Raw genomic sequence first — 12,276 nt, 5'->3', positions numbered from 1 at the left:
ACCCTTTACAGGTGCATTAACTGCCTGAACTCTTTGACTTTACTGCGGCTGACCGGGACCTGAAAATCAAGATCCCGCAGTCGCAGAATATAGGTGTTGTTAAACCAGGGTTCGATTTCGCGGATCTTGTCCAGATTCACACAGTACGAGCGGTGGCAGCGAAAAAAATGCGCCGTCGGCAGTTTGTTGCAAAACTCCGTGATATTCATCGGCATCACAAATTCATCGCGACGGGTATATACGAACGTCATCTTCTCATGCGCTTCCGCATAATAAATATCGTGAATACTGGTGACGATGATGCGCTCATCTTTGATCAGGTTAATGGTATCGTTTTCACGCACCATTGGGCTGCTCGCACCCGTCCCTGATTGCTGTTGAAAGGCTGTCTCCAGCTTTTGCAGCATATTGATGATGCGCGACTCCTGATAAGGTTTCAGGATGTAGTCAAACGCTTCCAGCTCGAAGGCTTCCACCGCATGTTCTTTCCACGCGGTAATAAACACAATGAACGGTTTATGGGCAAACTGGCTGATGTTCTGCGCCAGCAAAACGCCGTCCAGCGACGGAATATTAATGTCCAGAAACAGCGCGTCCACTTTGTTGTGCTGGAGAAACTTCAGCACGTCCAGACCATCCTCAAAGGTGCCGACTATCTCCATCTGGCTGTGTTCTTTAATGAGCCAGCTCAACTCCTGTTGCGCCAGGATTTCATCTTCGACAATGATGACTTTCATGGTGACACTCCTGATTATTGCAACAGCGTAACCGGCGCAGGCAGCGGCGCGCGATCGTGTGGTACGTAGAAGGCAATTTCAGTGCCTGGCTCCAGGCGACGAATATGCAGCCCTTCGCCGTACAGCAGTTTTACGCGGTGATGAACGTTGAGCAGGCCGATTTTATTGCCGGGCATCTCGTTGGCCTCTACGCGCTCAATAACCTTAGGATCGATGCCGTTGCCGGTATCGCGCACGGCGATGCGTACCCGATTACCGCATTCCGCCACGCTGATGGTGACCACGCCTTTTCCCTTACAAGGCTGGATGCCGTGCACAATGGCATTTTCCACCAGCGGCTGGATCAGCAGACTTGGGATCACGCAGCTAACATCCTCGTCGATGTCATAAATCACTGTCAGTTTGTCCCCGAAGCGCGCCTGCTCAATGGCGATGTAATCCTTGATTTGATACAACTCTTTCTTAATATCAATTTGCTCATCGTCTTTCAGTTCAATGTTATAGCGCAGGTAGCGCGATAAATTGTAAATCAGCTGCCGGGCGGTATCCGGGTTCAGGCGAATCGACGACGAAATCGCGTTCAGGGCATTAAACAGAAAATGCGGATTAATTTTGCTTTGCAGGGCGCGCAGTTCCGCTTTATTGGCCATCTCACGTAACTGCTCGGCGCGCGACACTTCCAGCTGGGTGGAGATGATCTGTGACAGACCGATCGCCATTTCCTGTAACGAGGAGGTGATCTGGTGCGCATGGCAGTAATAGATTTTTAACGTGCCGGTCACCACGCCTTTTTCCCATAGCGGTATCACCAGCATGGAGTGTATTTCCGGTGTGCGATGCGCTTCGTCATTGTTTTTAATAATGATTTTACCGGACTTTATCGCCTCATTGGTGGTGGGGCTGATAATATCATCGCTGTCGCGATAGTTATTTTCCCCGATGCCGACGTAGGCCAGCACATGCTCAACATTGGTGATCGCAACTGCATCCGCGTGAATATCGCGGCGGATGATGTCGCAAACCTGACGCAGGGATTCCGTATTAACATGGCGGAACAGCGGCAGGGTTTTGTTGGCAATATCCAGCGCCAGCTTGGCCTGCCGCGCGGCGCTGGCTTCCTGCTCACCTTCCACGCTCTGCACCAGCAGCACAATAAAGCCGATACATACAGTGCCGAGGATCATCGGGATGCCGATTTTCGACACAATATCCAGCCCCAGCGAGATGCTCGGCGCCCAAATCACCACCAGAATCATGGTCAGGGTTTCGCACAACATCCCGGTGATGATGCCGATACGCCAGTGATGCGCTTTCGGTGTTTTACGGTTGATCCAGCCCGCCATGCAGCCGGCGATAATACTGGTGATAAAACAAGGAATGGCAGTAACGCCGCCAATATCGATCAGGTAGCGGTGAATACCGGCAATGATGCCGGTAATAATCCCGACCCAGGGCCCGAATAAGATCCCCCCGGACATCACCGCAATAATACGCACGTTTACCAGCGACCCCTCTACGGGCACGCCGGACCAGGTGCTGAACAGCGCAAACATGGAAAAAATCGCCGTCACCGCCAGCAGCTCTTTGGGTGAGTGGGCCGTTTTATGCAGCAGCTCGCGGAACAGGCGCATGCGGATCAAGAAAAACAGACAAATCAGCATTAACGCGGCCCGGTCGAAGACCGCCAGCAGCATGTTGAATATTTCGTGCACGGATAACTCGTGTGAATGGCGTGGAACAGAGATGATAAAAAATCTGACGCCAGATGACCAGTTAACTTCCGCCCTCCTTTAAGAGGAAAACCCTTAAAATTAAAAGGGGATTGTCACAGGTGGACAGTCAGACAGCGGTCGCAGGTGAAAAGCATCACTGACGGGTAACATCAAAATTATCATCGTGTTAAACCTTTGTTTTATTCAGGGTGCGAATGATTCAGTCAGCGTCTTCTCGCGAAAAATCGCTTCCGCTTTTGGCTTCTGGATAATTTATTTTCCGCTGCCCCTCGACAGCGGGAATTTATTCAGGCTATTTTCAAAGCATGCCACGCAGTGGCAACGTCGCTCGGACGGTCCGGGCGCTAACGTTACATCGAGGAATCTATGGCTGACTCCAGTCCAGTACGCCGCTTTACGCGCATCGAACGTCTTCCCCCTTATGTTTTTAACATTACCGCTGAACTGAAAATGGCCGCGCGTCGTCGCGGTGAAGATATTATCGATTTCAGTATGGGCAACCCCGACGGCCCAACGCCGCCGCATATCGTCGAAAAACTTTGCACCGTGGCGCAGCGCCCGGATACGCACGGTTATTCCACCTCCCGCGGCATTCCGCGTCTGCGCCGCGCGATTTCGCGCTGGTACCAGGATCGCTATGAGGTGGATATTGATCCGGAAACGGAAGCCATCGTTACCATCGGCTCAAAAGAGGGGCTGGCGCACCTGATGCTGGCCACGCTCGATCATGGCGATACCGTGCTGGTGCCTAATCCCAGCTACCCGATCCATATTTATGGCGCGGTGATCGCCGGGGCGCAGGTGCGTTCTGTGCCGCTGGTGGAGGGCGTGGACTTCTTCAATGAGCTGGAGCGCGCTATCCGCGAAAGCTATCCCAAGCCGAAAATGATGATCCTCGGTTTTCCGTCGAACCCGACCGCGCAATGCGTTGAGCTGGAGTTCTTCGAAAAAGTGGTGGCGCTGGCGAAGCGTTATGACGTGCTGGTGGTGCATGATCTGGCTTATGCCGACATTGTTTATGACGGCTGGAAAGCGCCGTCCATCATGCAGGTGCCGGGCGCGCGCGATGTGGCGGTCGAATTTTTTACCCTGTCGAAAAGCTACAATATGGCCGGCTGGCGTATTGGTTTCATGGTGGGGAATTCTGTGCTGGTGAACGCGCTGGCGCGTATCAAGAGTTACCACGATTACGGCACTTTTACGCCGTTACAGGTGGCGGCGATTGCCGCGCTGGAAGGCGATCAGCAGTGCGTGAAGGACATTGCCGCGCAGTACAAACGTCGTCGTGATGTACTGGTGAAAGGGCTGCACGAAGCGGGTTGGATGGTGGAAATGCCGAAAGCCTCGATGTACGTGTGGGCGAAGATCCCTGAACAGTACGCGGCAATGGGCTCGCTGGAGTTTGCCAAGAAGCTGCTGAACGAGGCGAAGGTATGCGTATCGCCGGGGATTGGTTTCGGTGATTACGGTGATACCCATGTGCGCTTTGCGCTGATTGAGAACCGGGATCGTATCCGTCAGGCCATACGGGGCATTAAAGCGATGTTCCGTGCCGACGGGCTACTTCCTTCCACTGCCAGACCGCTGACCGAAGAGGCGGAATAAACAAAAACAGGAGCCAAAATGGCTCCTGTTTTTTTGTATGAACGTTGCTCAGATCATCAGGGCAAAAGTGCCGGCCCATACAATGACCATTACCGAAATGCCCATAAAGAAATATTTCACTTTTTCATCGCTCCGCATACACATCGGTATGCAATCATGAACAAGACAGGACTGAGTATAGAGAGGTGACGCCGCGCCTGAGTCAAAATGAGAATAATCTCGTTTAGAGCGGCGGCAGCACCTCAGAATTCAGGTGTGAATCACACCAGACGGCGCTAATGTACGCTTAATAAATCAGGGAAACAAGCGGCATTTTCTTAAATACTTTCCGTTACTTAGGTTGTGTCGGGGAACGACGACACTTTAATTTCCTGGCGCAATAAATCCCGCTTGAGCGACGCCATTTGCCTTAATGAAAACGCCCTTTTTCCTGCTTGATTTATAAGGTTAAATTGTGAGCGGTGTCTCGTTTTTTCTGATCGACCTTAGCGTGGCGTTAGCTATAAGTGACAAAAAAGTGACAACACATTTTGTGCGATTGCCCACAAAAACAAAAAACCTTTCCGGCCTTTTCCCCGTCATCGCAGCCTTTCACGGCATGATAGCGCCTGATAAGTACAGCGCTGTAAAAGGAACGCCCCATGCGTAAAGACGTTTTGCTCACCTTTTTAATCAACCAGACTGATTTTTTTGATCCGCATGACGTCAGCGAGATTTTCACTGCCCGTCATCTGGCGCAGCGTTTTGGGCTACAGCGTAATACCGCCAGCCACTATCTCAATCAACTGGTGGCAGAGGGCGTGCTGATAAAAATCAATACCCGTCCGGTCTACTTCCTGCATAAGGCCAGTTTTGAGCAACAGTTTTATCCGCTGTCGCGCACGGAGTTTGCCAGCCTCGGCGAACTGCTGGCGGAAAACGACGGCGAGCGCGTACAACAGGATCACTTTTCCCTGCTCATCGGTCATGAAGGCTCTCTTAAAAAGCCCATCGAGCAGCTCAAAACCGCGCTGTTTTATCCGGACGGCGGCCTGCCGCTGCTGATCACCGGCGACAGCGGTACCGGCAAAAGTTATCTGGCGAACCTGATGCACGGCTATGCCATCGCTCACGGGCTTATTGATGCCGACGCGCCTTTTGTCACCCTGAACTGCGCCCAGTACGCCAGCAATCCAGAGCTGCTCGCCGCCAACTTGTTTGGCTACGTCAAAGGGGCTTTTACCGGGGCGACCAGCGATAAAGCCGGTGCCTTTGAGGCCGCGGATGGCGGGATCCTGTTTCTGGATGAAGTACACCGCCTGCATGCGGAAGGGCAGGAAAAGCTTTTCACCTGGCTCGATCGGGGTGAAATTTATCGTCTGGGGGAGACGGCCAGCGGGCATCGCGTTGCCGTGCGGCTCATCTTCGCCACTACCGAAGATATTCACAGCACCTTTCTGACCACCTTTATTCGTCGTATTCCCATTCAGGTGGTATTGCCGGATCTGGAAAGCCGCAGCCGTAAAGAGAAGGAGGCGCTGATCCTGCAATTTTTCTGGCTAGAGGCGAAAAAGGTGGGGCTGGCATTACGTATCAGCCCGCGTCTGCTTTCCGTGCTGACGCATTATGTCTTCCGGGGAAACGTCGGTGAGCTGAAAAACGTCATTAAATACGTGGTGGCGTCTGCGTTTGCACGGCAAAGTCACGGGCAGGTGTTGCAGGTGACCATCCATGATCTGCCGGAGCCGGTGATGGCGCAGTTGCCCGCGCTCAGCGACACAACAGCCGGGCAGGGGGAAGACATCGTACTGGATGAAAACACCCGTCTGCCGTGGCTGCTTCAGGCGCAGGATGTCGGGCGAATGCTCATCCATGATGCGCAGCTCAGCGTACTGACGCTGTTTGAAAAATACCGTACGACGCAACAGCCGTGGGATGATATTGAGCAGCGCATCGGCCATGAAATTGAAAATCTGTTTGACCGCCTGATCTTTGATAACGAGGACAAAACCAGTTCGCAAATGCTGATGCTGGTGACCAGCCAGGTGCGGGAGGAATTTTATCGACTGGAGAAAAGTTACAACATCCAGTTTAACGGTAACGGCATCTACGCCATCGGGCATTATCTGATGCATCGGTCCACCAGTGAACGCTCGCGGCTGAACGCCGAGATGTGCAAACAGCTCGATCGTTTTTTAGAACAAAAATACCCGCTACTGTATTTGTTTTGCGAAGAAGTTCTGGTCTCGCTGGCCCGCAGGCTTGATCTGCGCATTCAGACCATGGACCGTATTTTGCTGCTGCTGTGGCTGAACAAAAGCGGTGTGCAGAGTAGTCAGCTGGTCACCAAAGCGGTGATCCTCGCCCACGGTTATGCGACCGCCAGCAGTATTGCCAACGTCGCCAATCGGCTACTGAAGCAGACCGTCTATGAATCCTTTGATATGCCGCTCGACGTCACGCCGGAGGCCATTGCCCAGCAGGTAACGCAGTACGTGGAGCGTAATGCGCTGGCCAGCAGTCTGGTGATCCTGGTGGATATGGGCTCCCTTAACGACATCCATCACTATTTCAGCCGACAGGTGACGATGCCAGTGGTGATCATTAATAACGTCTCCACGCGCATGGCGCTGTACGTGGGCGAGCGCATTTTACAGGGCGATTATCTGGAAACCATCGCCAGTGACATCGCCGCCGATCTGCCGGTGGAGCATAAAATCATCTGGCCGGAACGGAACAAACCAAAAGCGATCATTACCACCTGCGCAACGGGGATTGGCGCGGCCAGCAATTTAAGCAGCTTGCTGAAAGCGAGCATTCCGCAGGAGCTGGGTATAGACGTCGTAGCCTATGAGTACGACATTCTGGCGGCGAATAAACGGCGCGAGCCGATCTTTTCCCGCTTTGACGTGCTGGCGCTGATTGGCACCCTCGATCCCCGCATTCCTGATGTGCCATGGATTTCGCTGGATACGCTGATTTCCGGTCAGGGTAAAGAAACATTGATGGCGCTGTTCGGCACCCTTATCAGCCCCGCCGACGTGATGCAGATTAACGAACGGATCGTGAAAAACTTCTCCCTGCGCCGGGTAATTGAGTCGGTCACCATTCTCGATACCAGCAAAGTCATCAATCAGGTTGAAGCCTTTCTCACGCGCTACCAGCATCTGACGGCGATTGCCGTGCCGAACGACCGTAAGGTCGCGCTCTATATCCACGTTAGCTGTCTTATTGAACGTCTGATCCGCCAGGCGGCGATCCACAACTACGCCGGGCATCGCGCACAGTGTCAACGCCAACACCTTCCGGCGCTGCGCGAGGCCATCAGTGTCATTGAGGCGAGTTATAGTGTCCATATTCCCGAAGCGGAGCTGTTTTACATTCACGATCTTCTGCATCTGGAAACAGAATTTCTTCAGTACGATCAAGAGTTTTGACGTTTTTCTGCACCTGATAATTCCACCTGACCGCCGTGCCACTATTTCTGGCACGGCGGTTGCAATACCTGTTTCAACAGGTGGAATTTTTTTTTGAGGTCAGGATGAAACGACACTATATTTTTGCCAGCCACGGTACCTTTGCCAGTGGCATTCTCAATTCAGTCGAGCTGATCCTCGGCAGACAAAATAATATCCATACACTCTGTGCCTATATTGACGAAGGCGAAGACCTGACCGAGCAGGTCAATCATCTTATTAATTCCTTTCCGGCCGAAGATGAACTGGTGGTCATCACCGATATTTTCGCTGGCAGCGTCAATAACGAATTTATTCGCTTTATTTCGCGCCCCGGTTTTCATCTTATTGCCGGGCTTAATTTACCGCTAATTATCGAAATGCTGATCGCCCCTCAGGACGAGGCGCTGCCAGCCCTTATTACCGACTCCCTGACGAATGCCCGGCACAGCATCCAGTATTGCAACCAGACGCTTGATGCTGCGCAGGTGGCAGATAAAGATTTTTAAGCGAGGATCGAAAAATGATAACACTCCTGCGAGTTGACCACCGTTTACTGCATGGACAGGTTGCTTTTTCCTGGACGCAATATATCGGCGCAGACTGCATTCTTATCGCCAACGATGCGGTTATGCATGACGAATTGCGCAAGACCACCATCAAACTGGCAAAACCGCCCGCCGTTAAGCTGGTCATGAAAAACATTGATGATGCCATTGCCGCTATCAAAAGCGGCGTCACCGATAAATATAAATTATTCATCGTTGTGGAATCTGTTGAAGACGCCTGGCGGCTGGCCGGTGCGGTACCAGAAATTAAAAGTATTAATCTTGGCGGTATTAAAGCCAAAGAGGGGAGCCAGAATATTTCGAAAGCAATAAATGTCCTGCCTGAAGAGGTGACAATGCTGAATGAACTGGTTAAAGCAGGTACGGAAGTGGAAATCCGGCAGGTGCCTAATGACAGAAAACTGTTATTCACTGACTGTCTTTGAATGACGAGGAACGCATTATGTTAGAAGCATTATTGCTCGGACTGGTGGCCTTTATTGCCCAGTCTGAATATGCCCTGGGCACATCCTTACTTTCCCGCCCGATTGTGACCGGTTTACTGACCGGGCTGGTATTAGGCGATGTGCAAACCGGCGTCATTATGGGGGCGACGCTTGAACTGGCATTTATCGGTTCGTTCTCGGTGGGGGCCTCTATTCCACCGGATGTAGTGACCGGCGGCATCCTTGGCGTCGCCTTTGCCATCACCTCAGGGGCCGGGACTGAAACCGCGCTGCTGCTTGGGTTGCCCATCGCCACCCTGACGCTGGTGCTTAAAAATATCTACCTCGGCCTTTTCATCCCAACCCTCAATCAGAAGGCCGATGCTTATGCCGATCGGGCCGACACGCGCGGGATTGAGCGAATGCACCTGATCGCCGGTTTTGGTCTGTCGCTGATGCTGGCAACCGTGGTGACCGTCTCCTTTATGGTGGGCAGTGGCGCGGTGAAAAGCCTGCTGGATGCCATTCCGGAGTTCATCAAACACGGGCTAAGCGTCGCGACGGGCATTATTCCGGCGCTGGGCTTCGCGATGCTGGCTCGTCTGCTGATCAACAAAAAGGTAGCCCCTTATTTCTTCCTCGGATTTGTGCTGATGGCCTATCTGAAGATCCCGGTGACCGGCATTGCCATTCTCGGGGCCATTACCGCCGTGGTGATGGTAAACGTGATGCAATTTAATTCCCCCCGTCCGACGGCGGCGCAAGGAGTCCAGAATGACGATGAAGACGATTTCTGAGGAAACTCAGGTGGCCGATGACGCCACACACACCATAACCAGCAAAGAACTGCGCAGCGTATTCTGGCGGTCATTCCAGATGGAGTTCTCCTGGAACTATGAGCGGCAGATGAACCTTGCCTTTGTCTACGCCATGATCCCGGTACTGAAAAAACTCTATCCCCGTAAAGAGGATCTGGCTGGGGCGCTCAAACGGCATCTGGTGTTCTTTAATACCACGCCGCATATCGTCACGTTGATCCTCGGCATCACGGCGGCGATGGAGGAGAAAAACAGCAGTGCGAAAGGTATGGACGCGGCGTCCGTCGATAGCGTGAAAGCCTCGCTGATGGGACCACTTGCCGGGCTGGGCGACTCCTTCTTCTGGGGAACCCTGCGGCTGATCGCCACCGGAATTGGCACCAGCCTGGCGCTGAAGGGCAGCATTCTGGGGCCAATTCTTTTCCTGCTGGTATTTAACGTTCCGCATCTGGCGGCACGCTATCTGTTTACCCGCTGGGGCTATGTGCTGGGTACCGGCGTACTGCAACGCATCCAGAAGAGCGGCATGATGGAAAGCCTGACTTATGGTGCCTCCATTATCGGGTTGATGGTGGTGGGGGCGATGACCGCCTCGATGATTAATATCACCATTCCGCTGACCTTTGGTACCGGCGAGGCGAAAACTCATGTGCAGGACATCATCAACGACATCATGCCTGCGCTGTTGCCATTGCTGAGCTTCGGTATTGTCTACTGGCTGCTGGGCCGCAAAGTGAAACCGTTAGCCATTCTGGGCGGCATGGCCGTGGTCGGTATAGCGGGATCGTGGATTGGGTTATTCTGAGGAGAAAATGATGTCAACCATGCTGGATTATATCGATCAGGAACCGGAGACGCTCACGCGAATACTCCAGGAATATCCTGAGAAGCTCGCGCCATTAATTTCGCATCTGGCTTCAAGGCCAGTAAATAAAGTATTGATCCTCGCGACGGGATCGTCATGGAATGCAGTATTGTGCGCTCGTTATTATTTCGAAAGCCATTTCGGTATTCTGGTAGATGTGAAGGAACCCTATAACTTCACCCATTACGAACGTGTCGATCCGACAACCGATGTAGTTATCGCGGTCTCCCAGAGCGGTAAAAGTGCCTCTACGCTTGAGGCGATGAAAAAAGTGCAGGCGCTGGATATTCCGGTATATTGCCTGACCTCCAGTCCGCACAGTCCGGCCGCGGTGCAGGCGGACGGCATATTGGATATTAATACCGGAATCGAAAGTGTCGGCTTTGTCACGCGCGGCTTTAGCGCCACCGTGCTGAACCTGCTGCTTATCGCACTGCTGGTGGCTGAACACCGCGGGCAGCTTGCACAGGACGAACGCACCAGCACACTCGCGAGCCTTAAACAGGCTGCGCTGGCAATACCTGATGTGATCGATAAAACAGACGCTTTTTTTACCCGTCACCAGCAGCACTTTATCCAGGCTGCGCGTTTTGTGGCGACGGGCTATGGCGCGCTGACCGGGGTGGCAAAAGAGTTTGAAACCAAGTTCACGGAAACCGTGCGCCTGCCTTCCAGCGGTTTCGAACTGGAAGCCTATATGCACGGCCCCTATCTGGAAGCCAGCGCCAGCCATACGCTGTTTTTTATTGAGGACAGTGTACATGCGCGCACCCGTGCATTACGGGATTATATGCAGCCCGCCGTGGATGCGGTATTTACCGTCACACTGGCGGCTGAAAATAACGATCCCCAGACACTGGCGCTGAATTATTCCTTAAATCATCACTTCGCGCCTTTATTATTGATTGTGCCATTCCAGCTACTCGCATTCCATATTGCCACGGTTAAAGGCATCGATTTAAGCGTGCGTATATTTGACGATTTCGACAAGGTGCTTAAAAGCAAAATTTAATTCCTTATCTGGAGAATAGCTATGTTAGGTTTTAATCAGGACGAGTACCTGACCAGTGCTCGTGACATCATTGCTGCGCGTAAAACGGCTGAACAGGTTGCGGATAATATACATGCCGCAGGTTTTAATAATATTTTTTTCGCCTCGGTAGGGGGTTCGCTGGCGCCGATGATGGCGATGCAAGAATTTGCCAAAGAGATGACTGCGCTGCCGGTTTATACCGAGCAGGCAGCAGAGTTACTCTGTAAGGGAAATAAAAAACTCACCAAAGAATCGGTGGTGATCACCCTTTCCAAATCGGGGGATACCAAAGAATCGGTCGCCATTGCCGAATGGTGTAAAGCACAGGGCATCCGCGTCGTGGCTATTACCAAAAACGCCGATTCGCCGCTTGGCGCCGCGGCCACCTGGCATATTCCGATGCAGCATAAAAACGGTGTGGAATATGAGTATATGCTGTTGTACTGGCTGTTTTTCCGTCTGGTGGCGCGTAATGGCGAATTTGACGGTTATGACCGTTTCGCCAGTCAGCTGGAGTTACTGCCGGAAAACCTGTTGCAGGCCAAATGCCAGTTTAACGAGCGCGCCGATGAGATCGCCCATCGTTACCATACCGCCGATTATATGATGTGGATTGGTGGCGCGGAAATGTGGGGTGAAGTCTATCTGTTCTCAATGTGTATTCTGGAAGAGATGCAGTGGAAACGCACCAAGTCCGTCAGTTCTGCGGAGTTTTTCCACGGTACGCTGGAATTGCTTGAAAAAGACGTCCCGCTGTTTCTGGTTAAAGGGGAAGGGAAGTGCCGACCGCTTGACGATCGTATTGAGGCTTTTGCCCGTAAAATCACCGACAACCTGGTGGTCATCGATCCGCGGGACTATACCCTTACTGGTATCGACGATGAATTCCGCTGGATCATGGCGCCCTGCGTCGCCTCCACTCTGCTGGTAGACCGTCTGGCCGCTCACTTCGAGCATTACACCGGACACAGTCTGGATATTCGCCGCTATTACCGGCAGTTTGAATATTGATGAAAGTGAAAAAGGCTGCCGGAGGGCAGCCTTTTTGCTGAAAATC

Annotated in this window: 12 protein-coding genes; 9 read left to right on the top strand and 3 right to left on the bottom strand. The window is 52.5% G+C overall.

Annotation, left to right across the window (positions count from 1 at the left end):
• Positions 1–5: 5 nt before the first annotated feature.
• Entirely contained in the window at positions 6–737 is a 732-nt protein-coding gene (locus tag KW828_RS04545; RefSeq protein ID WP_218335229.1) for a LytTR family DNA-binding domain-containing protein, read from the bottom strand.
• Between the two features lie 14 nt (positions 738–751).
• Positions 752–2,449, bottom strand: coding sequence for a sensor histidine kinase (locus KW828_RS04540; RefSeq protein ID WP_218335227.1), 1,698 nt, complete (start codon positions 2,447–2,449; stop codon positions 752–754).
• A 387-nt stretch (positions 2,450–2,836) separates the two neighbouring features.
• Between KW828_RS04540 and alaC the strand changes: the two genes are divergently transcribed.
• Positions 2,837–4,075: an alanine transaminase gene (gene alaC / locus KW828_RS04535; RefSeq protein ID WP_218335225.1), complete on the top strand. Its 1,239-nt coding sequence runs from the start codon at positions 2,837–2,839 to the stop codon at positions 4,073–4,075.
• 48 nt (positions 4,076–4,123) lie between these two features.
• On the opposite strand, the gene ypdK is transcribed toward alaC, so the two are convergent.
• Entirely contained in the window at positions 4,124–4,195 is a 72-nt protein-coding gene (gene ypdK / locus KW828_RS04530) for a membrane protein YpdK (protein WP_099458783.1), read from the bottom strand.
• A gap of 334 nt (positions 4,196–4,529) precedes the next feature.
• Here ypdK and KW828_RS04525 point away from each other — a divergent pair, with 334 nt between their 5' ends.
• The 8 genes from KW828_RS04525 (at position 4,530) to KW828_RS04490 (ending at position 12,230) form a co-directional block, all read left to right on the top strand.
• Entirely contained in the window at positions 4,530–4,724 is a 195-nt protein-coding gene (locus KW828_RS04525) for a hypothetical protein (RefSeq protein ID WP_218335223.1), read from the top strand.
• Positions 4,717–7,491, top strand: a complete 2,775-nt coding sequence (locus KW828_RS04520; RefSeq protein ID WP_218335222.1) for a sigma 54-interacting transcriptional regulator — start codon at positions 4,717–4,719, stop codon at positions 7,489–7,491. The genes KW828_RS04525 and KW828_RS04520 overlap by 8 nt, the downstream gene beginning before the upstream one ends.
• A gap of 104 nt (positions 7,492–7,595) precedes the next feature.
• Positions 7,596–8,018 (top strand): PTS sugar transporter subunit IIA, encoded by a 423-nt coding sequence (locus KW828_RS04515; protein ID WP_218335221.1) that lies wholly within the window; start codon positions 7,596–7,598, stop codon positions 8,016–8,018.
• A gap of 14 nt (positions 8,019–8,032) precedes the next feature.
• A complete protein-coding gene (locus tag KW828_RS04510) occupies positions 8,033–8,503 on the top strand; it encodes a PTS sugar transporter subunit IIB (protein ID WP_218335219.1) in 471 nt (156 codons plus the stop codon).
• Between the two features lie 17 nt (positions 8,504–8,520).
• Positions 8,521–9,300, top strand: coding sequence for a PTS mannose/fructose/sorbose/N-acetylgalactosamine transporter subunit IIC (locus KW828_RS04505; protein ID WP_088220084.1), 780 nt, complete (start codon positions 8,521–8,523; stop codon positions 9,298–9,300).
• Positions 9,278–10,126 (top strand): PTS system mannose/fructose/sorbose family transporter subunit IID, encoded by an 849-nt coding sequence (locus KW828_RS04500; RefSeq protein WP_088220083.1) that lies wholly within the window; start codon positions 9,278–9,280, stop codon positions 10,124–10,126. The genes KW828_RS04505 and KW828_RS04500 overlap by 23 nt, the downstream gene beginning before the upstream one ends.
• A gap of 7 nt (positions 10,127–10,133) precedes the next feature.
• Positions 10,134–11,198 (top strand): SIS domain-containing protein, encoded by a 1,065-nt coding sequence (locus tag KW828_RS04495; RefSeq protein WP_218335218.1) that lies wholly within the window; start codon positions 10,134–10,136, stop codon positions 11,196–11,198.
• Positions 11,199–11,219: 21 nt separating this feature from the next.
• A complete protein-coding gene (locus tag KW828_RS04490; RefSeq protein WP_218335216.1) occupies positions 11,220–12,230 on the top strand; it encodes an SIS domain-containing protein in 1,011 nt (336 codons plus the stop codon).
• Positions 12,231–12,276 lie beyond the last annotated feature (46 nt).

Origin of the sequence: Enterobacter sp. ENT03, assembly GCF_019218745.1 — a bacterium.
Classification (GTDB): domain Bacteria; phylum Pseudomonadota; class Gammaproteobacteria; order Enterobacterales; family Enterobacteriaceae; genus Enterobacter_D.
Note: the sequence above shows the minus strand (reverse complement) of the source record. Positions and strands in the feature narration are given on the sequence as shown.

Coding starts and splice junctions, on each gene's coding strand:
- KW828_RS04545 (WP_218335229.1), bottom strand. CDS start 737: ATGAAAGTCATCATTGTCGAAGATGAAATCCTGGCGCAACAGGAGTTG.
- alaC (WP_218335225.1), top strand. CDS start 2,837: ATGGCTGACTCCAGTCCAGTACGCCGCTTTACGCGCATCGAACGTCTT.
- KW828_RS04520 (WP_218335222.1), top strand. CDS start 4,717: ATGCGTAAAGACGTTTTGCTCACCTTTTTAATCAACCAGACTGATTTT.
- KW828_RS04515 (WP_218335221.1), top strand. CDS start 7,596: ATGAAACGACACTATATTTTTGCCAGCCACGGTACCTTTGCCAGTGGC.
- KW828_RS04510 (WP_218335219.1), top strand. CDS start 8,033: ATGATAACACTCCTGCGAGTTGACCACCGTTTACTGCATGGACAGGTT.
- KW828_RS04505 (WP_088220084.1), top strand. CDS start 8,521: ATGTTAGAAGCATTATTGCTCGGACTGGTGGCCTTTATTGCCCAGTCT.
- KW828_RS04500 (WP_088220083.1), top strand. CDS start 9,278: ATGACGATGAAGACGATTTCTGAGGAAACTCAGGTGGCCGATGACGCC.
- KW828_RS04495 (WP_218335218.1), top strand. CDS start 10,134: ATGATGTCAACCATGCTGGATTATATCGATCAGGAACCGGAGACGCTC.
- KW828_RS04490 (WP_218335216.1), top strand. CDS start 11,220: ATGTTAGGTTTTAATCAGGACGAGTACCTGACCAGTGCTCGTGACATC.